A 23,468-nucleotide genomic window follows, 5' to 3' on the forward strand; every position below is an offset into this window, starting at 1 on the left:
GTCAGCCCGCGTCCACCGGGACCAATTAGTTCCGGTGGATGGAGCTGAACTGTACGGGGTCGATGCCGAGGGCGCGCAAGTCTGAGGCAACCGGCTGGTGGCCGATGCGCGTTGCCGATGCTACCGCGACAGCGCTGCCAAACACGTTCAAGAAGCGGCCGATCTTCGTTGGAATATGTATCTTTGTCATTTCTCTATCCTTTCGCAATGATGCTGCGATGCAACATAAATAGGAGGGATGACCAGATAAGTTTAGGTCCGATAGTGCAGGGCAGCCATGCGAAATTGCATTGCAAAAAGCGCCGATGGCAAACTGTGAGTAGAAATTCACGTCTGTGCTTGAAACCTGCATGTCATTTCGGTATATAGAAGTCATATTCTTGGTCGATAGAACAGGAGTGGGTCCAGACCGGTCCCGCTCTTTTTTGTTTCTTGGGGCCGAAACAGGGAAAAAATTTGCGTGACAGACGGCGCTGAAACAGAGCACGAGACAGCCTCCGCCAAGGGGCTTGAACAACGGATTATCACTGAAACCGGTGTCGATGCCCGGGTGGCCGGGATTATTGAGCCGGTATTGGAATCCATCGGGTTCCGTTTGGTGCGGGTTCGTCTCTCCGGTCTAAACGGACTGACCTTGCAGATCATGACCGAGCGTAACGATGGCACCATGACTGTCGAGGATTGCGAGCTCGTCAGTCGGACGTTGTCGCCTGTGCTCGACGTTGAGGATCCGATAGACCGGCATTATCATCTGGAAGTTTCGTCGCCCGGTATTGACCGTCCGCTCGTTCGTAAATCGGATTTCGTCACCTGGACCGGACACGTCGTCAAGATTGATACGTCCGCTGTTCTGGAGGGGCGCAAGAAGTTTCGCGGCCGCATAGCGGAGGTTTCCGCTGATGCCGTCACGGTGGAAAGCGATCAGGCGAGCTACGGGGACAAGCCAGTCGTCGAGGTGCCGTTCGAGATGATCGCGGACGCGCGGCTTGTTTTGACGGATGACCTCATTCGTGACGCTCTGCGCCGCGACAAGGATTTGCGCGAGGGCCGGATCCGGAAGAGACCGATGCCGCGGCAGGCGAGGCAAACGCTTCGGCCGCCGAGCAGGAACAGACAAAACAGGATTGATATTTCATACGCCCGCAGGACAAGCGAGGTGGTGAACCCCCGAGGGGGAACCTTCAAGGAGAAGAACATGGCAGTCAGTGCAAACAGGCTAGAACTTCTGCAGATCGCCGATGCGGTGGCACGCGAGAAGTCGATTGACCGCGAGATCGTGATTGCGGCGATGGCCGATGCCATTCAGAAAGCTGCACGCTCGCGTTATGGCCAGGAAACCAATATCCGCGCCGATATCAACGCGAAGACCGGTGAAATCAAGTTGCAGCGTCTGCTTGAAGTGGTCGAGACGGTTGAAGATCCGGTAACCCAGATTGGCATGGATGCCGCTCGCGACCGCAATCCCGATGCCCAGCCCGGCGATTTTCTCGCCGACCAGTTGCCGCCAATGGATTTCGGCCGCATCGCAGCACAGTCCGCTAAGCAGGTTATCGTGCAGAAAGTGCGCGAGGCCGAGCGTGACCGTCAGTATGACGAATACAAGGATCGTGTCGGCGAGATCATCAACGGCAGCGTCAAACGCGTTGAATATGGCAATGTGATCGTCGATCTCGGCCGCGGCGAAGCCATTGTGCGCCGCGACGAGTTGATCCCGCGCGAAACTTTCCGCTATGGCGACCGTGTTCGCGCCTACGTCTACGATGTGCGTCGCGAGCAGCGCGGCCCGCAGATTTTCCTGAGCCGCACGCATCCGCAGTTCATGGCCAAGTTGTTCACCATGGAAGTGCCGGAAATCTATGACGGTATCATCGAGATCAAGTCGGTAGCCCGCGATCCGGGTTCGCGCGCCAAGATCGCTGTGATTTCCCGCGATTCTTCGATTGATCCGGTGGGCGCCTGCGTTGGTATGCGCGGTTCACGCGTTCAGGCGGTCGTCGGCGAGTTGCAAGGCGAGAAGATCGACATCATTCCATGGTCACCGGAGCCTGCTTCCTTCATCGTCAATGCGCTTCAGCCCGCTGAAGTTGCAAAAGTTGTTCTCGATGAAGACGCCGAGCGTATTGAAGTTGTGGTCCCGGATGACCAACTATCTCTTGCGATCGGCCGTCGTGGACAGAATGTACGTCTGGCCTCGCAGCTGACAGGCTGGGATATTGATATCCTCACGGAGCAGGAAGAGTCGGAGCGCCGTCAGAAGGAATTCGTCGAACGCTCAAATCTGTTCATGGAAGCGCTTGATGTTGACGAGATGGTTGGTCAGGTTCTTGCCTCCGAAGGTTTCGCCAGCGTCGAAGAAATTGCCTATGTAGATAGCGACGACATTTCCTCCATCGATGGTTTCGACGAGGAAACGGCGACGGAAATCCAGCAGCGCGCCCAGGAATATCTTGGCCGCATCGAAGAGGAGCGCGATGCCCGCCGCAAGGAATTGGGTGTCTCCGACGAACTTCGCGATCTGCCGGGCATGACGAATGCCATTCTCGTTGCGGTCGGCGAAGACGGTGTCAAGACGGTCGAAGACTTCGCCGGATATGCGGTTGACGAATTGACGGGCTGGCGTGAACGCAAGGATGGTGAGACAATCAACTATCCCGGCATCCTGTCGTCGTTCGAAGTCAGCCGCGCCGATGCGGAGCAGATGGTACTTGCTGCGCGCCTTAAAGCTGGCTGGATTACGGAAGAGGATCTTGCTGCCGCCGAGCCCGAAGCAGAAGCGGATGAAGAGGTCGCCGGGTAACGCTCGATCATGAAAGTGCATGATTTTTTTGAGCAAGGTCATGCGGAAATGATGAAGAGCGAACAAGGCGTGGAACCGGAAATGAACGACAGGACGTGCATTGTCACGCGTGAAAGCGGTACTGTCGATGACATGATCCGGTTTGTCGCCGCTCCCGATGGGACGATTGTCGCCGATTTGAAGCGCAATCTTCCCGGCAGGGGGTGTTGGGTGAAGGCCCAGCGGCGTTACATTGATGAGGCGGTCAAGCGAAAGCTCTTTCCGCGCGGGTTGAAAAGCAACGTCCTTGTTCCGGATGATTTCGGGCTAGCTGTGGATCAGATGCTTGCAAAATCCGCGCTTGGAAGTTTTGGGTTGGCGCGCAAGGCCGGTGTTGTGGTAACAGGGGCCGCAAAAGTGGACGCTGCCATCCGCAACGGCACTGCAGCTCTCGTCCTTCACGCGTTTGAAGCGGCGGAAGATGGTGTCCGCAAACTTGACCAGGCCCGCCGTTCGGTAGTTTATGCGGGCGGACCGGAGATACCCGCCCTTTCATTGTTTGAAAGCAGTGAAATGGATTTGGCATTGGGTGGGGTAAATGTGATACATGCTGCCGTACTCAAGGGAACGGCAGCTGCCGGGTTCGTTAAACGAGCCTGGCTGCTACAGCATTTTCGCGATGGCCGTGACGATCGGGCCGACGCTAAAGCGGCAGCTGCCGCGAAGGAAACGGAAACGGAATGAGCGATACAAAATCGACAGACGACAAGACGCTTGGCGTCAACAAGAAAACCCTGACCCTGAAGCGGCCGGGTGTTGAGCAAAGCACAGTGCGCCAGAATTTCAGCCACGGGCGCACGAAGTCTGTTGTCGTTGAAACCAAGAAGCGCAAGTTTAGCCTTCCGGACCACAAGCCGGAGGTTGCGCCTCCTGCTGCGCCGGCTCCAGCCCCGGCCCAAGTGGCAACACCTGCTCCGGCAGCGCCGGTGCGGCTTGCGCCTCAGCCTGCTCCAACGCAGGTTAGTCCGGCAGCAGCACCCCGTCCGGCAGCACCAGCCGCAGCTGCACCCGCGGCCCAGCCAACCGCACGTCCTGCCGCGCCATCGCCGCAGCAGCGTCCGGCACAACAGCCCTACCGTCCGTCCGGCCAGCGTCCGAACGACCGCTCTGGCATGGTACTGAACACCTTGTCGGCTGCCGAGCTAGAAGCTCGCCGCAAAGCGCTTGAAGGTTCAAAGGCCCGTGATGCCGAAGATCGCGCCAAGGCCGCCATTGAAGCGGCCCGCCGCGCGGAAGAAGAGGCTTTGCGCGCCAAGGAGCGGGAAGATTCCGCCCGTCGCCAGGCCGAGGAAGAGGAGCGTCTGCGCAAGGAAGCCGAGGCCAAGCACAAGGCCGAAGAGGAATCCCGCAAGCGTCAGCCTGAGGTCAAGACAGTTGATGATGGAACGGCGAAAGCACCGGTGCGCAGGCCAAATGCAGCCGAAGAGGACGACGATCGCCGTGGTCCGGCAGGAGCCCGCCGTGGTGGTAGCGCCGCGCCGGCCAAGCCGGAAGTTCGCGCACCCAAGGTCGTCAAGGGCGAAGACGAACGCCGCCGTGGCAAGCTTACATTGGGCTCTGCGCTCAATGATGAGGGCCGCAGCCGTTCGCTGTCCGCCATGCGCCGCCGACAGGAGAAATTCAAACGGGGCATGCAGCAGGAGAGCCGCGAGAAGATCGCGCGTGAAGTCATTCTGCCTGAAACCATCACCATCCAGGAACTCGCTCAGCGTATGGCCGAGCGTTCGGTCGATGTTATCAAATTCCTGATGAAGGAAGGCCAGATGATGAAGCCGGGCGATCTGATCGACGCCGATACAGCCCAGCTGATTGCCGAGGAATTCGGTCATACGGTTCGCCGCGTTGCCGAATCTGACGTTGAAGAGGGTATCTTCAACGTGCAGGACGATGAGGCCGCATTCGCATCGCGTCCGCCGGTTGTCACGATTATGGGTCACGTCGACCACGGCAAAACCTCATTGCTCGATGCAATCCGTCAAGCCAACGTCGTTTCCGGCGAAGCCGGCGGCATTACCCAGCATATTGGTGCCTATCAGGTCGAACAGAATGGCCAGAAGATCACCTTCATCGATACGCCGGGCCACGCCGCCTTTACGGCCATGCGTGCCCGCGGTGCGCAGGCAACCGATATCGCCATTCTCGTTGTAGCAGCTGACGACAGTGTCATGCCGCAGACGATTGAATCGATCAACCACGCCAAGGCGGCAGGTGTTCCGATCATCGTCGCGATCAACAAGATCGACAAGCCATCGGCTGATGCGCAGAAGGTCCGCAATGGCCTGCTTCAGCACGAAGTCTTCGTTGAATCTATGGGCGGTGAAACGCTCGACGTCGAGGTTTCGGCAAAGACTGGCGTAGGCCTCGACAAGTTGCTCGAAGCCATCCTGCTTCAGGCGGAAATTCTCGATCTGAAGGCGGATCCGACGCGGACGGCCGAAGGCGTTGTCATCGAGGCCAAGCTCGACCGTGGTCGCGGCTCCGTTGCCACTGTTCTGGTCCAGAAGGGCACCTTGCATCCAGGCGATATTATCGTCGCCGGTAGTGAATGGGGCCGGGTTCGTGCGCTCGTCAATGACCGCGGTGAGAACATGAAGGAAGCCGGACCGGCGACGCCTGTCGAGGTTCTGGGTCTCCAGGGTCCGCCACAGGCTGGCGATCGTTTTGCCGTCGTCGAAAACGAAGCCAAGGCACGCGAGATTTCCGAATATCGCACACGTCTTGCCCGTGAAAAGGCCGTGGCAAAGCAGGCCGGTTCGCGCGGTTCGCTCGAACAGATGATGAGCCAGCTCCAAGTAACGGGTCTGAAGGAATTCCCGCTTCTCATCAAGGGTGACGTGCAAGGTTCGATCGAAGCCATTGCCGGTGCACTGGATAAGCTCGGAACCGACGAGGTGCGCGCGCGCATCATCCATTCGGGTGCCGGCGGCATCACCGAGAGTGATATCGCCCTCGCAGAAGCCTCCAATGCAGCTATCATCGGTTTCAACGTCCGTGCCAACAAGCAGGCACGTGATCTGGCCGAGCGCGAAGGCATCGAAATCCGCTACTACAATATCATCTACGATCTCGTGGACGATGTGAAAGCGGCCATGTCGGGCCTTCTTTCGCCAGAGCGGCGCGAAACCTTCCTCGGCAATGCGGAGATTCTCGAGGTCTTCAACATTACCAAGGTGGGCAAGGTTGCCGGTTGCCGGGTTACCGAAGGCAAGGTTGAACGTGGTGCAGGTGTACGCCTTATCCGCGACAACGTTGTCATCCACGAAGGCAAGCTCAAGACGCTCAAGCGCTTCAAGGACGAAGTCGCTGAGGTTCCGGCGGGCCAGGAATGCGGTATGGCGTTCGAGAACTACGACGACATGCGTGCAGGCGATACGATCGAAGCTTTCCGCGTCGAACATGTGACCCGCACGCTCTAAGCGCGGCGTCTCGATCAACAATAACAGGGTCGCCGGAATAGTATCCGGCGATCTCTTGTTTGTTTGGATATGATAATAATGGCTCGTTTTGCTACCGGATCAGGCCCCTCACAACGTCAGTTACGCGTCAGCGAGCAAGTGCGCCACGCGGTTTCCCAAGTGCTCCAGCGCGGCGACGTTCGCGATGACACACTCGAAAATGCTGTTGTTGCCATTTCCGAAGTGCGCATGTCGCCTGATCTGAAAATTGCCACGTGCTTCGTATCGCCGATCGGGGCAGCGGATAGCGATGGCGTTATCAGCGCCCTGAACAAGCATTCCAAGTTTATTCGAGGGCGGGCGGCTGCTCATCTCAAGCAAATGAAATATATGCCGGAATTCCGTTTCCGCATCGATACGAGTTTCGACAATTATGCCAAGATCGATGCGCTTTTGCGCAAGCCCGAAGTCACGCGCGATCTCGCCGATGACGATGATGATGACGGCGGCGATCCGAATCCGGGCGATGTTCCAGGCCACGGCGACGGTAACGATTGAATGGCCGATAGATAAATGACAAGACAGCGCAAGAAAAAAGGCCGTCCGGTATCCGGCTGGCTGATCTTTGACAAGCCGAAAGGCATGGGGTCGACCGAGGCCGTTTCCAAGATCAAATGGCTGTTCAAGGCTGAGAAGGCGGGCCACGCCGGTACGCTTGATCCACTGGCATCGGGCATGCTGCCGATTGCGCTTGGCGAGGCTACAAAGACTGTTCCCTATGTCATGGATGGGACAAAGATTTATCGGTTCACGGTCACCTGGGGTGCTGAGCGCACGACGGATGATCTCGAAGGCGAGGTGACCGTAACGTCCGACAACCGTCCGGATGAAGCGGCCATCAAGGCGTTGCTATCTAAATATACAGGCGTCATCCAGCAAACACCGCCCAAATTTTCGGCGATCAAGATCGCCGGTGAACGGGCCTATGATCTGGCTCGCGGCGGTGAGGAGATCGAAATACCTTCCCGTGAGGTCGAGATCGACCGATTGGAGTTGATCGATCGCCCGGATGACTCGACTGCGATCTTCGAGGTCGAATGCGGCAAGGGCACTTACGTGCGTTCGCTCGCACGCGATATGGGTCGCGATCTCGGCTGTTACGGGCATATCTCCGATCTTCGCCGCACTGAGGTCGCGCCATTCGATGAGTCGGATTTCGTCACACTTGCGGAACTGGAAGCGGCCCATCCGCCTGTCCCTGCCGAGGTTGAAGGCGAAGACCGCTCCTACGAGAGGCTTGCCGAGCGGTTCTCGGTGATGGATGCGTTCCTGATCGATACTGGAGCCGCGCTGGAAAGCTTGCCTCAGGTAGCGGTTTCGGACGATCAGGCTCACCGCATTCGCATGGGCAATCCGGTAATCCTGCGCGGACGCGATGCACCTGTTGAAGCCGACGAGGCCTGCGTGACCAGCAAGGGCAAGGTCTTGGCCATAGGTTTCGTCGAACAGGGCCAGTTCAAGCCGAAGCGTGTGTTTACTGCGTGAAACGGCCGAAATTATTTGCGACTGGTAATTTGTCACATTTTCGACTATACGGCCCGCAGCGATAGGCTTTGCTTATCGCTTTAACCGGCCCCCGCTGGACGACATCCCGGCCGTGGGCATCCTGTTTTCCTCTTCAAAAGAAAGGATATACGATGTCGATAACCGCTGAACGCAAGCAGGCAGTGATCTCTGAGTATGCAACCAAGCCAGGCGATACCGGTTCTCCGGAAGTCCAGGTTGCCGTTCTGACAGAGCGCATTGTCAACCTGACCGAGCATTTCAAGGACCACAAGAAGGACAATCATTCCCGTCGTGGTCTTCTCAAGCTCGTCTCGACGCGCCGCAGCCTTCTTGACTACCTCAAGAAAGTTGACCAGGGCCGCTACCAGACGCTGATCGAAAAGCTCGGCCTGCGCCGCTAACAGATTGGACCGGCGGGTGCGTTAGTCGCTCCGCCGGTCTCTTTCATCTCCAATGGAGATGAGGACTACCATGAGACAGGTCATGGGGCAGGATTGCAGGCAACTCGGTAGGGAGTTGCACGTTGTCTTGCCCGTGATTGGTCTAAACGAAACGGGACAAATGCGGCAATCCAAAGGGATGCGCGTTTTTTCCCACTGAAGGACAAGATATGTTTAATCAACACAAAGTTGAAATCGAATGGGGCGGTCGTCCGCTCATTCTCGAAACCGGCAAGATCGCCCGTCAGGCTGACGGCGCCGTTCTCGCCACTTACGGCGAGACTGTCGTACTCGCTACCGTCGTTTCCGCCAAGGAACCGAAGCCAGGTCAGGACTTCTTCCCGCTCACAGTCAACTACCAGGAAAAGACCTATGCCGCCGGCAAGATCCCGGGCGGCTACTTCAAGCGTGAAGGTCGTCCGAGCGAAAACGAAACACTGGTTTCGCGCCTGATCGACCGTCCGATCCGCCCGCTCTTCGCTGACGGCTACAAGAACGACACGCAGGTTGTTCTGACCGTTATCCAGCACGATCTCGAAAACAACCCCGACATCGTCTCGATGATTGGTGCGTCTGCTGCGCTGACGCTCTCCGGCGTTCCATTCATGGGCCCGATAGGCGGTGCGCGCGTTGGCTACATTGGTGGCGAATACAAGCTCAACCCGACCGTTGATGAAATGGTCGAATCGAGCCTCGATCTCGTCGTTGCCGGTACAGGCGATGCTGTTCTGATGGTGGAATCGGAAGCCAAGGAATTGGCTGAAGATATCATGCTCGGCGCAGTTATGTTCGGCCACAAAAACTTCCAGCCAGTGATCGATGCGATCATCAAGCTCGCTGAAGTTGCGGCGAAAGAGCCGCGCGATTTCTCCACGGAAGACCTTGCTGCTGTTGAAGCCGCCGTCTTGAAGGTCGCCGAAGCTGATCTGCGCGATGCCTACAAGATCACCGACAAGCAGCAGCGTTACGCTGCAGTCGATGCTGCCAAGGCCAAGGTCAAGGCGCATTTCTTCCCGGAAGGCGTTGAAGAGACTGAGTTTTCAGCAGAAGAAATCGCAACCGTGTTCAAGTCGGTTCAGGCGAAGATCGTTCGCTGGAACATTCTCGACACGGGCAGCCGCATCGATGGCCGTGACCTTTCGACCGTACGCCCGATCGTTTCTGAGGTCGGCCTTCTGCCGCGCACCCATGGTTCGGCCCTGTTCACCCGCGGTGAAACACAGGCCATTGTGGTTGCTACCCTCGGCACCGGTGAAGATGAGCAATATGTCGACTCGCTGACCGGCATGTACAAAGAAACCTTCATGCTTCACTACAATTTCCCGCCCTATTCGGTCGGTGAAACAGGTCGCATGGGTTCGCCAGGCCGCCGCGAAATCGGTCACGGCAAGCTTGCTTGGCGCGCTATCCACCCGGTTCTGCCTGCCAAAGAACAGTTCCCGTACACGCTCCGCACCGTTTCCGAGATCACCGAATCCAACGGCTCATCCTCGATGGCTACAGTTTGCGGTACATCGCTGGCCCTGATGGATGCGGGTGTTCCGCTGCTCCGTCCGGTTGCCGGTATCGCCATGGGCCTGATTCTCGAAGGCGAGAAGTTTGCTGTCCTTTCCGACATCCTCGGCGACGAAGATCACCTCGGCGACATGGATTTCAAGGTTGCGGGTACGGAAGGCGGGATCACCGCCCTGCAGATGGACATCAAGATCGACGGCATCACCGAAGAAATCATGAAGGTTGCCCTGGCTCAGGCCAAGGACGGCCGTCTGCATATCCTCGGCGAAATGGCGAAGGCAATCACCGAAGGCCGTTCGGAACTTGGCGAATTTGCACCGCGCATTGAAGTCATGAACATTCCGACCGACAAGATCCGTGACGTTATCGGTTCCGGTGGCAAGGTCATTCGCGAAATAGTCGAAAAGACTGGTGCGAAGATCAACATCGAAGACGATGGCACGGTGAAGATCGCATCTTCGTCCGCCAAGGAAATCGAAGCCGCCCGCAAGTGGATCCACTCTATCGTTGCAGAGCCTGAAGTTGGCGAGATCTATGAAGGTACAGTTGTAAAGACCGCTGACTTCGGCGCATTCGTAAACTTCTTCGGCCCACGCGATGGCCTGGTACACATTTCGCAGCTTGCTTCGGATCGTGTTGCCAAGACTTCCGACGTGGTCAAGGAAGGCCAGAAGGTTTGGGTCAAGCTCATGGGCTTCGATGAACGCGGCAAGGTTCGCCTGTCGATGAAAGTTGTCGACCAGGAAACCGGCAAGGAAATCGTTCAGGAAAAGAAAGCTCAGGAAGACGCTGAGTAATCTTCTGTAAAAAGACTACGATAAAAGCGCGCCCGGATTCCTGTCTGGGCGCGCTTTTTTCTTGCGGTAACATATCTATAGATGGATCTGACTATGGCCCATGGTGCGCTCAAGACGCTCTTTCTGCCTTTTGAAGATGAAATACTGCCAGTGCCAGGCCAGAGTGCCCACTGGCTGTTTCTCGGTGCGGAAGTCGACCCCGATATTGCAAGCGACTGGCAGGGTGTCCTGACCTGCCTGCAGCCGTTCAAGCCCGATTACCTTGCGTTGCAGAAGGCGGGATTTAATGCCGTGCCACGGTTGCAAGGCGAGGAGCGCTTCGATGGCGCGCTGATCCTGATCGGCAAACATCGCGGCCGCAATGAAGCCTGGCTAGCACAGGCACTGGACCATGTGGTTCCGGGCGGCGTGGTCGTGGTTTCAGGCGACAAGAAGCTCGGCGTCGACAGCTTTCGAAGGACTGTCGAGACCATAGCGCCGGTCACAGACAGACTTTCGAAACACCATGCGGTCGCCTTCTGGTTCACGCGGCCAGATCAGCTGAATATCAATAAAATTCAATCGCTTGCGCCCGCGCCAACGAAGTTGGAAGATCGCTTCATGACGGCCCCGGGCATGTTCTCGCACACTGCCATCGACAAGGGTTCGGCCATGCTGGTCAAGCATTTCGAAGGGCGCATCAGCGGCCATGTAGCCGACTTCGGTGCAGGCTGGGGCTACCTTGCAAGCGAAGTGCTGAACCATCCGGAGAAGCTCAAGTCGCTGGCACTCTATGAAGCCGATTTTGAAGCAATGGAAGCGGCAAAAACAAACATCGCTGCCGGCGAACTTCCTGTCAGCTTTCACTGGCATGACGTGAATAGTGAAGCGATTACAGAGATTTACGATACGATCGTCATGAACCCGCCATTCCATGCCGGACGCAGCGCCGACCCGACAATGGGGCAGGGGTTCATTGCGGTCGCCGCCAAACGCTTGAAGCCGGGTGGCAAGCTCTTGCTCGTCGCCAACCGGCAAATGCCCTATGAGGCAGGATTGAAATCCTTGTTCAAATCGGTGCAGTCACTTGAGGACGATGCTGGCTACAAGATCATCGAGGCGAAGAAGTGATCTCTACTCCGCACAACTAAATTGCCACTGCAAGTTGAAAAGTGTTGGCCATTTCGACAGGTTATTGAGCCACTTCCGCAGATATTTGTGCCATTTCCGGACAGATCCGCTCAAAACCTGCACCGGTCTTATTACCGCATGGCCAGGAATTATTCCTTGCCATCATCCGACTTTTTCAGTTCTTCCAAAGTTGGCATCGACACAATGTTGTAGCCCGAATCCACATAATGAATCTCGCCCGTGACGCCACTGGACAGATCCGATAAAAGGTAGAGCGCCGACCGGCCGACGTCTTCGATATCGACAGTCCTTCGCAGGGGCGCATTGCGCTTCTGATAGGAAAACATGGCACGCGCATCGCCGATGCCGGCACCTGCCAATGTCCGCACGGGACCCGCAGAAATTGCATTGACGCGAATGCCATCGGGGCCGTAGTCGGCGGCGAGATAACGGACCATGGCCTCCAGCGCGGCCTTGGCTACACCCATCACATTATAGTTGGGCATGACCCGGGTCGAGCCGCCATAGGTCAGCGTCAGGATCGACCCGCCAGCCGTCATCAGCTTCGAGGCGCGTTGCGCGACCTCGGTGAACGAATAGGCCGAGATCACCATGGTGCGGCTGAAATTGTCACGCGTCGTCACATCGGCATAGCGGCCCTTGAGCTGCGACTTGTCGGAAAAGCCGATGGCGTGAACCACGAAATCGATGCTGCCCCATTCTTTTTCCAAGGTGTCGAAAACCGCATCGACCGTTGCGATATCCTCGACGTCGCATGGCAGCAGGAGTTTCGAGCCGAGCTGTTCGGCCAGTGGCGCAACGCGCTTGCCGAATGCGTCGCCCTGATAGGTAAAGGCAAGTTCGGCACCGTTGCCGGCCAGTTCCTTGGCAATGCCCCAGGCAATGGAATGGCTGTTCGCGACCCCCATGATGAGACCGCGTTTGCCCTTCATCAACTCACCCATGTCTTCCCCTCAACCCTCGTAGCGCTGGTAGACCAGCGATGCATTCGTGCCGCCAAATCCGAAGGAATTGGTCAGGACCGTGTTCAATTTGACATTGTCGATCCGCTTGCGTGCAATGGGCATGTCGCTGAATGCCGGATCGAGTTCTTCGATATTGGCGCTCTCGGCGATGAAGTCATTGTTCATCATCAAGAGCGAATAGATCGACTCGTGCACGCCCGTCGCGCCCTGCGAATGTCCCGTCAGCGATTTGGTGGCCGAGATTGGCGGGCACTGGTTGCCCGAACCAAAGACTTCGCGGATTGCCTCGATTTCCTTGAGGTCGCCTACGGGCGTCGAGGTCGCATGCGGATTGATATAGTCAACCGGACCCTTGACGTTGGCGATCGCCATGCGCATGCAGCGGGCCGCGCCCTCACCGCTCGGAGCAACCATGTCGGCGCCGTCGGAGGTCACGCCATAGCCGACAAGCTCGCCATAAATCTTTGCGCCGCGCGCCTTGGCATGTTCCAGTTCTTCGAGAACCAGAACACCCGCTCCACCGGAAATGACGAACCCATCGCGGTTCTTGTCATAGGCGCGGGAGGCCACCGAAGGGCGGTCGTTATATTTGGATGACATGGCACCCATGCCGTCGAACAGCACTGACAGGGTCCAGTCGAGATCCTCGCATCCGCCCGCGAACATCATGTCCTGCTTGCCGTACTGGATCATCTCATAGGCGTTGCCGACGCAATGGTTGGAGGTCGCACAGGCTGACGAGATGGAATAGTTGACGCCCTTGATCTTGAACCAGGTGGCAAGCGTCGCCGAAGCGGTCGAAGACATGGCCTTCGGCACGGCAAACGGACCGACCTTCTTGCTCGAGCCGGATTCAATGGTTTTCTCGGCGGCTTCGACGATAGTACGTGTGGACGAGCCTCCCGATCCCATGATGATGCCGGTACGCTCATTGGAGATGAGGCTTGCATCGAGCCCTGCATCGGCGATGGCCTGATCCATGGCGACATGGTTCCAAGCTGTGCCACCGCCGTGAAACCGCATGGCGCGGCGATCTACCAGCGTTGACGGATCAAGTGTCGGGGCGCCGTGAACCTGACTGCGAAAACCATGCTTCGCATATTCTTCAGCGAAGACAATTCCAGATTTCGCTGTACGCAGGGATTCAAGCACCTCCTGCACATTATTACCGATAGAGGACACGATACCCATGCCCGTCACAACCACTCGCCGCATCGCGATCTCCTTGAAGGCACTACGTCGCCAAATTTGTCAGGCAGCGCTTTCCTTGAACAGGCCAACCCGCAGGTCAGTTGCTTTATAGATAGTCTCGCCATCGGCCTTTAGCCAGCCGTCGGCAATGCCAAGGACCAACCTGCCGCGCATCACGCGCTTGAAGTCGATGCCATATTCAACAAGTTTGGTTTTTGGTGTGACCATGCCGGTGAACTTCACTTCACCGGTCGAAAGGGCGCGGCCCTTGCCGGGTTCGCCAAGCCAGCCGAGGTAGAAGCCGGTCAATTGCCACATTGCATCGAGGCCGAGACAGCCGGGCATGACGGGGTCGCCGATAAAATGGCAGGGGAAGAACCACAGGTCAGATTTGATGTCGAATTCAGCGCGAATGTAACCCTTGCCGTTTTCGCCGCCAGTTTCAGAAATCTCCGTGATGCGGTCAAACATCAGCATGGGTGGTGCTGGCAACTGGGCATTGCCCTGACCGAACATCTCTCCGCGGGCACAGGCAAGGAGCTCTTCATACCCGTAGCTTGATTTCTGTTCTGGCATTCTTTCTCCCATCAACTATTTCACAGACTGCGCCTGGAACGCGAGATGATCCGGCATTCTGCGGAACCTATCACAGAGTGTTTCCGCCTGAAAACGCTGTCTAGAGCAAACCACGATCAAATGGAACCCTTGGCCTCATCAAGCCTCCAGCGAATTTGGCAGGGACATTACAATTCCGGAATCCTCCACTTTCCTCTAGACGAACGGCTTATTCTCTGCCTATTGATCGATTCCGCAAGACGGCATATATCAATCATGTAACACCATAGACAACTCGTTTATGGTGTGACTTTTGATATCAGTTAACGGAGTGGCAGACGGGCCATGCATATTTCTTATGAGATAGATGCCGATGTATCCTTGCAGGAGCGCTTGCGCTTTGCAGGATTGCGGCCGACCCGTCAACGTGTCGCGCTTGCGAGCTTGATCTTTTCCAAGGGCGACAGGCATCTATCCGCCGAGGAGCTGCACGAAGAGGCGCAGGGTGCCAATGTGCCGGTTTCGCTGGCAACGGTTTACAACACCCTGCACCAGTTCACCCAGGCCGGAATGCTGCGCATTCTCGCGGTCGAGGGGGCGAAGACCTATTTCGACACCAATGTTTCCGACCATCATCACTTTTTCGTTGAGGGCGCGAACGAAGTGATCGATATTCCCGATGGCTCGGCCATGGTCGGCCATTTGCCGCCCGTGCCGGAAGGCATGGAAATCGTCAACGTTGATATTATTATCCGTCTGCGCAAAAAGCGCGGTTGATCAGCGAATTAAACAATCTGTATTGGTCCAGGGTATTGGGCGACCATAGTGTCGGCTGTCAGCAGGGTAATGCCTTCAACGGTCGCTTGCGCCACAAGTATGCGGTCAAATGGGTCTTTATGAATGGGTGGCAGGGACGCGACGAAGACTGCGTGTTCACTGGTGATTGGTAGTTCCTGATAGCCGTTGTCCAGCAGCCCTCGACGGAGCAGGCGTGAATCAACCTGGAAATCTGATCGGCCCAACCCAGATTTGACGGCGACCTCCCACAGGCTCGCCGGACTGAACATAAGTTCGTTGAATGGGTCGGCCATTAGACCGCGGGCTTTCTCAGGAAGAATTTCCAATGATCCCGCTGCCCACAAAATCAGATGTGTGTCGAGCAGCAGCTTCATTCTTCGCCATCAAAAAGTTGCTCAATCTCTGTGCGGCCCATACTGTCGAAATCAGCTGGAACTCTAATCTGCCCTGCCATAAATCCAAACCGCTGCGGGTTCGTCATGGGTTCGTCCAGCGGTACGACTTTCGCAATCGGCTTTCCGGCCTTCGCGATCACGAATGGCTCGCCGTTGGCCGCCTGCTCGACCAAGCGGGACAGATGGGTCTTTGCCTCATGAATGTTGATCGTTCGCATCCGAATAGACCCAATGAACTAAGTTTAGTTTACTTAGTCCATTGAGCACGAAAATACAAGCCTGTAGCAGGATCCCGAATCTAATCGTCGAACTTCTCGTCCGGATAGGCGCCCCAGATGTCTGGCTGGCGCATCCAGCCACTGGCGCCGCTGAACACCACCCGGCAAAAAGCGCCATTACACGCCTTCAAAGTCCCCAATACACCTGGTTGTACCTTTGCGATTACGCCCGATTTGTCATCGGCATTTCGATAGACGTTGAGCATGGCCCCATCCTTGTCGCGCTGCCAAGGTGCCGTCATAGCCGTACGTTTGCCGGACAGCAGCGACTGATAGACCCAGCCCTCTGTGCCTTCTGAATCGCGGATACGCCGCCAATTGTCGTATTCCTGGACGATCTCGACCGGCAGGCCGGATTTCAGGAAGAGCCAGGTCACAGCATAGTCCCGCCCGGGGCCAACCCGAAGATTGACGCGGCCAGGTTTCAGGCTGACGAAGCGTGGAAGGGGCAGGCCGCTTGGACCTATCTGCGCTGCAGCTTCGGCTTTCGGCAATATGGGCAAACTGAGTGGCACGGCCAGGGCCAGGGCGGCCGCAATACTGCCTGCGTTAAGAAAAGCGTGGATATTTTTCAGGTTCAACAAAATCAGTCCTTCATCGTTCCGGACCTGCAATCGGCCGATTTTGCGGCAGAATGGAGAACGATCCCTATTTTTCTTTGTCTTTGATGCGCCGCCTTGATAGACAAGTGGAGGAGCGTACAAGAGCAATTGCAGTTTGCAATGACTTGGTTAAAGAGGTCTCAATAGCGTCTCTAAAAGGGAGGGGAATATTGGTGAGCAAGAAGCCTCTGGTCGTCATCACCCGTAAACTGCCGGATTCCATCGAGACGCGGATGCGCGAGCTCTTTGAGGCGCGGCTGAATGTCGACGACCGGCGGTTGTCCAAGGCCGAACTGATCGAGGCCGTGAGCCACGCCACTGTGCTCGTGCCCACCATCACCGACCATATCGGCGAGGAGATCATCCACGCGGCCGGGCCCAATCTCAAGCTCATCGCCAATTTCGGCAACGGTACCGACAATATCGATGTGGTCGCCGCAGCCAAACGCGGCATTACTGTCACCAACACCCCGAACGTGCTCACAGAAGATACCGCCGACATGACCATGGCGCTGATGCTGGCCGCCCCGCGCCGCCTCGTTGAAGGCGCAGCCATCCTGCTCGATGACGGAAAATGGGAAGGCTGGGGCCCGACCTGGATGCTCGGGCGCCGCATCTGGGGCAAGCGGCTCGGCATAGTCGGCATGGGCCGCATCGGTACGGCGGTTGCACGGCGCGCCAAGGCCTTCGGCCTGTCGATTCACTATCACAACCGCAAACCGGTGAACCCGAAGACCGAAGAGGAACTGGAGGCAACCTATTGGGAAAGCCTCGACCAGATGCTGGCGCGCATGGACATCATCTCGGTCAATTGCCCTTCGACACCTGCGACGTTTCACCTGCTCTCGGCACGGCGGCTCGCGTTGATGCAGCCGACGGCCTTCATCGTCAATACGGCGCGTGGCCAGATCATCGATGAGCACGCGCTGATCGAGCAGCTCGAACGCGGCAAATTGGCCGGCGCTGCGCTCGACGTGTTTGAGCACGAGCCTGCGGTAAATTCCAAGCTGCGCAAGCTCGCCAAGCACGGCAAGGTCGTGATCCTGCCGCATATGGGCTCGGCGACGCTCGAAGGGCGCATCGACATGGGCGAGAAGGTGATCATCAACATCCGCACCTTCATCGACGGGCATCGCCCGCCGGACCGGGTACTGCCCCGGGACCAGTGAGGATCCACTCTGACGGCCGATTATCTCTCCCCTGCGGGGGAGATAAGAAGTGATCCATCCTGGCTCACCCGAAGCGAATTACCGGCAAGCTTTTTGAACTCCCCCCGATCCAATCTGAGCGCAATCGGCGTTGGGTGGCCCATTTCCTGCGCGACGACAAGCCCGAGCAACAGGATCGCGTCCGGCTCGTGCAGGATGATGGCGGCGGGTGCGAGGCCCGCGCTGACCAGCTCCAGCAGCACGGCGGCGGCGGATGACGAACCAATCGTGCCGGGCAGGCATAGCACCTTGCCGCTGATCGACACGCCATGTTGCGGATGGCGCACATCGGCAATCAGCCCGGTCTTCGGATTGACCCCGCCCCAGAAGCTGATCGGAGCAGTGAGGACCAGCGCCTCGCCCTTGGCGCCCTGACCTTCGACAAGGATTTCCCCCCTCATGCCGCAACCCCGAACACGGGGCGGCCAAGGACGGCGCTTTCCACACATTCGGCCATGGAGCCGTAAATGACGCCATAGCCGGTGTTGCCGGGCGCGTAGTGGGCGAACTTGCCGGAATTGGTCATCAGTACCGCGCCGGCAATATCCGGCAGGATCGGCGTGACGACGACGCAGGTATCGGCGACGATGATGACGCCGCTGGCTTCGAGTGTCTGGCGCCGGCCGTCCTGCTCCAGCGCGGCGAGCGCATGGCGGCCGGTGCAGGCATAGAGCGGCACCTTGAGCCCGCGCCCGGCGATCAGCGCTTCCAGCCGCGCGAATTCCTCCGTCGAGAGGTGGGGACTGCCGATGGCGACGGCATCGATGCGGCCGGTATCCATCGCGGTGGAGAGGCGGCGGTGCGAATCGGCAATCATCGCCGCCGTTACCCGGATCACCGCTTGCGGCGGCTGATGATGCAGCGCGGCGGCCAGGTCCGGCGCTTCCGGCGTGACGCCCGCCACATGGAACAGGCCGACGGCGCCCGCCGAGGCGGACGCGGCGCCGAACGCTTTGAGCGCGTCTTCGCCGGGATGCGCTGCAATGCCCGCAACCACGCCGACCGCGTCGCCGATCTCGCGGCCGTAAAGGCTGCCAAGGATCGGCCAGGCGGCTTCGGACTGAAGGAACGCTGGCTCGAGGCCGGTCACGTCGAAGATCACCGTGGCGCGGCGGTTTTGCGGAAGGTGAAAACCGTAAAAGGGGGCGAAGCCGGAAATGGCGCAGGCAATGTCGAGGAAATCGCCGTAGCGGTTGGTGCGTGCGCCGAGCACCGAATTGCAGAACACCACGGCGTTGCTCTCGCCCCAGGCGACATCGCTGCCCAGCGCCGGGCGGTGACCGGCCTGATAGGGCGCGCAGGTCCAGCTCGGCTCGCAGCCAAGCTTGCGGTAGGCGTCCATCATCCGCCGCGCCATGGCGCGCTCATGCGCCGGCAGCCGGTTCTTCGAACAGCCGGTCAGATCGAGCGAGCCGACATTGAGCGCCGCGCGCACCGCGACCTTGCCGCCGCCCTCAACCAGCTTTTCGGCAAACAGCGTGCCGGAATCGCCATGATAGAGCGCGCCGTCGATATGCGCCGAGGCGATGGGGATCAGCGACGGCGCACCCATCAGCCGCGCCGTGGCGGCGACGATGCGCATTGCCATCGCGGCGCTTGTCCCCAGCGCGCCGCCCGCGATCGCCTGCTGCTCTGCGGAAAGCTCGAGCGCCATGGCGTCAGGCCCTGCGGGCTTTGTACTTGCCGGCCTTGTACCGGATGATCTCGAAGCGCGAGGTCAGCGCATCGTAAAGCAGCAGCCGGCCGATCAGCGGCTCGCCAATGCCGGTGATGAGCTTGATCACCTCCGTCGCCTGCAGCGTGCCGATGACGCCAGGCAGCACGCCGAGCACCCCGGCCTCGGCACAGGCGGGCAGGAGACCCGGTGGCGGCGGATTGGGGAACAGGTCGCGGTAGGACGGGTTCGCCTCGCCCGCCGCATTTTCCGCGTAAGGCATCAGCGTCGTCACCGAGCCGTCGAACCGCCCGAGCGCCGCCGAGACCAGCGGCCGCTTCTGTTCGAGGCAAGTATCCGCCAGCAGATAGCGCGTCTCGAAATTGTCGGAGCCATCGACGATGATGTCGTAGCGGCGCACCAGACCGGCGGCATTGTCCGGCGCGATACGGGTTTCATGCGTCTCGACGGTCACATGCGGATTGATCGCGGCAATGGCGCGCGCCGCGCTTTCCACCTTGGCCGAGCCGACGAGCTCGCTCGAATGGATGATCTGCCGCTGCAAATTCGACAGCGACACCCGGTCGTCATCGGCGATGCCGAGCGTGCCGACGCCCGACGCCGCCAGATATTGCAGCACCGGCGCGCCGAGCCCGCCGGCACCGACGACCAGCACGCGGGCACGCTTCAGCTTCTGCTGACCGGGCCCGCCGATCTCGCCAAGGATGATATGGCGGGCATAGCGCTCGATTTCGGACGGGGAGAGGGCGGTGCTTTGCTGTTCGGTCATGACGACACACTAGGATATGATGGGCCGATAGGGAACAACGCCGCTCTGCTTTATCTTTCCCGCAAGGGGAGAGATAATCCGCACCCTGCGTCCTCAGGCCAGAAACTTCAGCCCGCCAATGCCCGAAACGATGAGCGCGATGCAGACGAGGCGGATCACCGTCGCGGGCTCGGCGAAGAGATACATGCCGAGCAGCGCCGTGCCCACCGTGCCGATGCCTGTCCACACCGCATAGGCGCTGCCGACCGGCAGGTCGCGCACGGCAAGGCCGAGCAGCACGATGCTGATGATCATGCTGGCGACAGTGAGAACAGTGGGGGTGAGGCGGGTAAAGCCCTCGGTATATTTGAGCCCGATGGCCCAGCCGATTTCAAAGAGACCCGCAACGACAAGTATAATCCAGGCCATGACGACCATCCTTCATGATTTGATCGGGCCGTCCCGGATTGTCTGGAAACGCGTTAAGCGCGGAGGCCGTCCTCCGTTGATTTATTTAGGGTCGAGCGGGCGAATTGGCAAGACAACGAAGGGATGAGTAATTTTGGTGTTTAGGTTCAAGGGGAGTGAAGGGGGGGGCATTCAGTAAGCGGTAAAAATCAACTCGCTAACTTGATGTTTTTGCAGACCCTTTGACGCTCCCATCGTTGAATGTTCATGAGGGATGACTATTGGATCACCAACCATCGTGAAATGCATTTTAAGCGAATTCAATATTCGTTCAGTGGAATTTGGCATCAAACCATTGCTCGGATAGCTTATCATCAGTGCAGCATTTAATCGCGCCGCACCAGCGATCAACCGTTCAAACGCGCCACTAACCGCTTTCGACAATGAAAAATCACTAACGAAACGATCAGATCGATATTCGCCTTTTCCACTTACATTCGGATAATCATAACAAACAACGTTTTCAAGTACATGATAGTACCTAGAGTACTGATCGTTGGTATAGGGCGGGTCGGCGTATATAATTGCGGGTTGTCGGGGCGCATTCAGTAATTGTTGAAGTATTTCGTTAGCGTCTCCACGAAATACCTGATTGTGTGAGCGCCATTCGACGGTTCCAATCGGTTCAGTCGCGGAGATATACTGTAACCAGTCAGACCATACCGAGCGCCGCCTCTTCGCCACCACCCGATTGATATTGTTTTGCTTTGGCGTCAGATACTGTGCGAAGTGCCCTGTGGAATTCGACGCAGCAGAAACCGCTCGACAGAGTGCAACCAGCATCCATCGATGGGTCTCATCGTCAATAAGGCCCATTTTGAGCGTTTGATCGGCTGCAAATCTAATGGAATCGATTTCTAAACTCTGGTTGAACCCAAAATATGTGCCAGCATGTGTGGTTGTAAAAAGGCAGTGCAAGCTCAAGTCCCGAAGAGATTTCAAACGGCCCCTAGTTTGTTGAACGATAATAGCATTGATGTCAATTTGCGCGGCGCTAGTGCCGCGAAGAGCGTTATCTTCTGCTGCACTTAGGTCATTGAACTCAGTGATTAGGGAATTTCGATGGTCAATAAACAGGCTCGTAAATTGAGTCCATGCAAATTCTGGCACGTTGTATCCGCTAGAAGACGTGTATAGGGCTCTTGTCAAAAGATTAGAAAAATGTTGCACGTCGTTGCACCAGACGTGTCGATCGGGACTGACAGCCATTCCCACGGCGGACACACCAGAGAAAAGATCAAGAAATGGACCGGTGGGAAGCGGCTTTGCAATATCAGCTATTTGCGCAGCGAGCCTCCGTTTAGTACCCATATAACTAAACTGAGCCACCATCGCCCCCGGGTTTTAAGTATCGAGGAAAAAGTCCTCTCCAGTCTTGCTTGTCGACGTGTAAAATTGGAAGCGAATTGTTAGGAATAGTGTGGCTGAGTACAAACAGAACACCCAATTTCCCAAATCCCCTCGGATTTTGCGGATCAGCTTTCTCACAATACCGCTCGATTACAGCCTTTTCGTCCGCAGTAAAGCTTGTATTGTCTTCGTGGAAGACTGCTATCTCCGGCCCCAACAGAATGCTAGCGGAAACTCGAAGCTCTGTTTTTTCAGCAATTGCTGATTGGGCGGTGGTGGTGATCGCCGTAAGAATCAAATGGCAGGTTGCTTCAGATGCCACGAGTTCAGTGACGCGCGGCCACATCCGAGTGACTTGTCTGCCTGAACCAGAAAAGTCGTCTACAAAAACTACGTGATCACGTGCGGTGAGTTTAAGGCCCGGCAAATCGCGCAGATTGTGAAAGAGGGGATCAAAACGGTCATAGGCAAGGTTGTTGGCGTGTCGAAATGGTCGCAGCATAGCCGGACCGCTTTCTCCCGGTTTGCCAAAACCCACGAAATACCAGTCTCCTTGCCTCTTACTTGGGTCGGAACTCCAGCCCTCCAATCCTTCGAGGCAAGCCTTGTAGCCCGACTGAATGTCCCTTTCGCTAACCACCATTACGTGGTCAAGAACTTTGGCCGCAACCGGAGTGTCGATGGTATTGAAGTATGCGAACCACTCGCGAAGTTTTTTTTCAGTTGGAGGATCCCTGTAGAATCTAAATTTTTCGAGCCATTCCTTAAACTTTGCTTCAACTCCATCATCAGTGATCACTTGAAACTTCCGCAACGCGGCGATCAGCCTGCGCCAGTTTGATTCGGAGTAAATTAAGCAGCGCTTCCAATTCACCCCAAAGATCCTCTTCACCCGCAAACTCATCTGCATTCAACGCATCTAATTCCTTGCCTAATTTGAACACTGTTCTTGCTAGGTTAGAGGCGTGGCGGTGAACTCGGGCTGTGTCAATTTCCAAATCGGAGATCGTCATATTGTCATTTGCTATGAATTCTTTCAGCCGACGTAGGATCTCATCTTCATGTCCGGCAGCACGTGCGATCGAAATATACTGTTTTATCTTTCGGAAATCCGTAATGGCTTTGAAACCAGAGAGTCGGTTTTTATATTTTTTCAAAAATACTTCGATAAGCTTAGATCTGCTATACCACTCAGCCCGTGCAACAACTCTGTCAGTTAAAATAGAGTAAAGTTCAATAAAAAAATCAGCTTTTACACGGTCGTCTGGCTCGGCATACAGCATCATTTCTTGGTATTCCTCAGGATACCAAAGTAGTTTCTTGCACCTTGTCACGACAGCAGTATCAAGGCCAGTTAGATCTGCAAGATGAGCGTCTCTTGTCTCGTCTAGTTCTTCCATCAATACACCGAGCTTAAGGGCAGTCGGCATAAGCTCCCAATCTTTTCGAAGCTTATGAATTTGGAACATTGTGACAATATTCTGTGCCGTGGTAGGTTCGGCTACAGCGTTAATGGGGACTTCAGAAAGACCGATCCTCTGTGCGCATATCCATC

The 23,468-nt window shown here is 57.0% G+C and carries 24 protein-coding genes and 1 pseudogene; 11 read left to right on the forward strand and 14 right to left on the reverse strand.

Annotated features, from left to right (window positions below; genetic code table 11):
* Positions 1 to 25: 25 nt before the first annotated feature.
* Entirely contained in the window at positions 26 to 190 is a 165-nt protein-coding gene (locus N8E89_RS09700; protein WP_170117144.1) for a hypothetical protein, read from the reverse strand.
* A 360-nt stretch (positions 191 to 550) separates the two neighbouring features.
* On the opposite strand from N8E89_RS09700, the pseudogene rimP reads away from it, so the two are divergent.
* The 9 genes and pseudogenes from rimP to N8E89_RS09745 form a co-directional block, all read left to right on the forward strand.
* A pseudogene (gene rimP, locus N8E89_RS09705) lies at positions 551 to 1,003 on the forward strand (ribosome maturation factor RimP); the annotation flags it as partial.
* 192 nt (positions 1,004 to 1,195) lie between these two features.
* The gene (nusA, locus tag N8E89_RS09710) at positions 1,196 to 2,797 is read left to right on the forward strand and encodes a transcription termination factor NusA (protein WP_106667483.1); all 1,602 of its coding nucleotides are present in this window, start codon (positions 1,196 to 1,198) and stop codon (positions 2,795 to 2,797) included.
* A gap of 81 nt (positions 2,798 to 2,878) precedes the next feature.
* Positions 2,879 to 3,520 carry an RNA-binding protein gene (locus N8E89_RS09715; protein WP_410010301.1) on the forward strand — a complete coding sequence of 214 codons (642 nt, stop codon included), beginning with the start codon at positions 2,879 to 2,881 and terminating at the stop codon, positions 3,518 to 3,520.
* Positions 3,517 to 6,252: a translation initiation factor IF-2 gene (gene infB / locus N8E89_RS09720; RefSeq protein ID WP_262259784.1), complete on the forward strand. Its 2,736-nt coding sequence runs from the start codon at positions 3,517 to 3,519 to the stop codon at positions 6,250 to 6,252. Before N8E89_RS09715 ends, infB begins: the two co-directional genes overlap by 4 nt.
* A 78-nt stretch (positions 6,253 to 6,330) precedes the next feature.
* Positions 6,331 to 6,789, forward strand: a complete 459-nt coding sequence (rbfA, locus tag N8E89_RS09725) for a 30S ribosome-binding factor RbfA (RefSeq protein WP_113174116.1) — start codon at positions 6,331 to 6,333, stop codon at positions 6,787 to 6,789.
* Between the two features lie 15 nt (positions 6,790 to 6,804).
* Positions 6,805 to 7,776, forward strand: a complete 972-nt coding sequence (gene truB, locus N8E89_RS09730; RefSeq protein ID WP_262259785.1) for a tRNA pseudouridine(55) synthase TruB — start codon at positions 6,805 to 6,807, stop codon at positions 7,774 to 7,776.
* Between the two features lie 68 nt (positions 7,777 to 7,844).
* Positions 7,845 to 8,198 (forward strand): 30S ribosomal protein S15, encoded by a 354-nt coding sequence (rpsO, locus tag N8E89_RS09735; protein WP_410010302.1) that lies wholly within the window; start codon positions 7,845 to 7,847, stop codon positions 8,196 to 8,198.
* A 209-nt stretch (positions 8,199 to 8,407) separates the two neighbouring features.
* Positions 8,408 to 10,549 (forward strand): polyribonucleotide nucleotidyltransferase, encoded by a 2,142-nt coding sequence (gene pnp / locus N8E89_RS09740; protein WP_106667487.1) that lies wholly within the window; start codon positions 8,408 to 8,410, stop codon positions 10,547 to 10,549.
* Positions 10,550 to 10,642: 93 nt separating this feature from the next.
* Positions 10,643 to 11,659, forward strand: coding sequence for a class I SAM-dependent methyltransferase (locus N8E89_RS09745; protein WP_262259787.1), 1,017 nt, complete (start codon positions 10,643 to 10,645; stop codon positions 11,657 to 11,659).
* A gap of 149 nt (positions 11,660 to 11,808) precedes the next feature.
* Here N8E89_RS09745 and fabI read toward each other — a convergent pair whose 3' ends face one another.
* Genes fabI through fabA form a run of 3 tightly spaced genes read right to left on the reverse strand, consistent with a single transcriptional unit; the run spans position 11,809 to position 14,412 of the window.
* Complete coding sequence (gene fabI / locus N8E89_RS09750; protein ID WP_106667489.1) at positions 11,809 to 12,624, reverse strand: enoyl-ACP reductase FabI; 816 nt, start codon at positions 12,622 to 12,624, stop codon at positions 11,809 to 11,811.
* 9 nt (positions 12,625 to 12,633) lie between these two features.
* On the reverse strand, positions 12,634 to 13,860 hold the full coding sequence (gene fabB / locus N8E89_RS09755) for a beta-ketoacyl-ACP synthase I (RefSeq protein ID WP_106667490.1): 1,227 nt from the start codon (positions 13,858 to 13,860) through the stop codon (positions 12,634 to 12,636).
* 36 nt (positions 13,861 to 13,896) lie between these two features.
* Positions 13,897 to 14,412 (reverse strand): 3-hydroxyacyl-[acyl-carrier-protein] dehydratase FabA, encoded by a 516-nt coding sequence (gene fabA / locus N8E89_RS09760; RefSeq protein ID WP_106667491.1) that lies wholly within the window; start codon positions 14,410 to 14,412, stop codon positions 13,897 to 13,899.
* A gap of 324 nt (positions 14,413 to 14,736) precedes the next feature.
* Between fabA and irrA the strand changes: the two genes are divergently transcribed.
* Positions 14,737 to 15,168 carry an iron response transcriptional regulator IrrA gene (gene irrA / locus N8E89_RS09765; protein WP_106667492.1) on the forward strand — a complete coding sequence of 144 codons (432 nt, stop codon included), beginning with the start codon at positions 14,737 to 14,739 and terminating at the stop codon, positions 15,166 to 15,168.
* 8 nt (positions 15,169 to 15,176) lie between these two features.
* On the opposite strand, the gene N8E89_RS09770 is transcribed toward irrA, so the two are convergent.
* From N8E89_RS09770 to N8E89_RS09780, 3 genes are all read right to left on the reverse strand, one after another.
* The gene (locus N8E89_RS09770) at positions 15,177 to 15,563 is read right to left on the reverse strand and encodes a type II toxin-antitoxin system VapC family toxin (protein ID WP_262259789.1); all 387 of its coding nucleotides are present in this window, start codon (positions 15,561 to 15,563) and stop codon (positions 15,177 to 15,179) included.
* Entirely contained in the window at positions 15,560 to 15,802 is a 243-nt protein-coding gene (locus N8E89_RS09775) for a type II toxin-antitoxin system Phd/YefM family antitoxin (RefSeq protein ID WP_106667494.1), read from the reverse strand. Before N8E89_RS09775 ends, N8E89_RS09770 begins: the two co-directional genes overlap by 4 nt.
* A gap of 80 nt (positions 15,803 to 15,882) precedes the next feature.
* Positions 15,883 to 16,437, reverse strand: a complete 555-nt coding sequence (locus N8E89_RS09780; protein WP_410010367.1) for an SH3 domain-containing protein — start codon at positions 16,435 to 16,437, stop codon at positions 15,883 to 15,885.
* A gap of 260 nt (positions 16,438 to 16,697) precedes the next feature.
* On the opposite strand from N8E89_RS09780, the gene N8E89_RS09785 reads away from it, so the two are divergent.
* Positions 16,698 to 17,633 (forward strand): 2-hydroxyacid dehydrogenase, encoded by a 936-nt coding sequence (locus N8E89_RS09785; protein WP_410010368.1) that lies wholly within the window; start codon positions 16,698 to 16,700, stop codon positions 17,631 to 17,633.
* A 20-nt stretch (positions 17,634 to 17,653) separates the two neighbouring features.
* Here the strand turns inward: N8E89_RS09785 and N8E89_RS09790 are convergent, their stop codons facing one another.
* From N8E89_RS09790 to N8E89_RS09820, 7 genes are all read right to left on the reverse strand, one after another.
* Positions 17,654 to 18,073, reverse strand: a complete 420-nt coding sequence (locus N8E89_RS09790; protein WP_262259790.1) for an aconitase X swivel domain-containing protein — start codon at positions 18,071 to 18,073, stop codon at positions 17,654 to 17,656.
* The gene (locus N8E89_RS09795; protein WP_262259791.1) at positions 18,070 to 19,326 is read right to left on the reverse strand and encodes an aconitase X; all 1,257 of its coding nucleotides are present in this window, start codon (positions 19,324 to 19,326) and stop codon (positions 18,070 to 18,072) included. The genes N8E89_RS09790 and N8E89_RS09795 overlap by 4 nt, the downstream gene beginning before the upstream one ends.
* A gap of 4 nt (positions 19,327 to 19,330) precedes the next feature.
* A complete protein-coding gene (gene moeB / locus N8E89_RS09800; RefSeq protein ID WP_262259792.1) occupies positions 19,331 to 20,116 on the reverse strand; it encodes a molybdopterin-synthase adenylyltransferase MoeB in 786 nt (261 codons plus the stop codon).
* A 93-nt stretch (positions 20,117 to 20,209) separates the two neighbouring features.
* Entirely contained in the window at positions 20,210 to 20,524 is a 315-nt protein-coding gene (gene sugE, locus N8E89_RS09805) for a quaternary ammonium compound efflux SMR transporter SugE (RefSeq protein ID WP_106667515.1), read from the reverse strand.
* A gap of 171 nt (positions 20,525 to 20,695) precedes the next feature.
* Positions 20,696 to 21,895, reverse strand: a complete 1,200-nt coding sequence (locus N8E89_RS09810; RefSeq protein ID WP_315975644.1) for a DNA adenine methylase — start codon at positions 21,893 to 21,895, stop codon at positions 20,696 to 20,698.
* On the reverse strand, positions 21,879 to 22,712 hold the full coding sequence (locus tag N8E89_RS09815; RefSeq protein WP_262259793.1) for a phosphoribosyltransferase-like protein: 834 nt from the start codon (positions 22,710 to 22,712) through the stop codon (positions 21,879 to 21,881). The genes N8E89_RS09810 and N8E89_RS09815 overlap by 17 nt, the downstream gene beginning before the upstream one ends.
* Complete coding sequence (locus tag N8E89_RS09820) at positions 22,702 to 23,382, reverse strand: hypothetical protein (protein WP_262259794.1); 681 nt, start codon at positions 23,380 to 23,382, stop codon at positions 22,702 to 22,704. Before N8E89_RS09820 ends, N8E89_RS09815 begins: the two co-directional genes overlap by 11 nt.
* Positions 23,383 to 23,468: the final 86 nt, after the last annotated feature.

Source organism: Phyllobacterium sp. A18/5-2, assembly GCF_025452215.1.
Lineage (GTDB): Bacteria > Pseudomonadota > Alphaproteobacteria > Rhizobiales > Rhizobiaceae > Phyllobacterium > Phyllobacterium sophorae.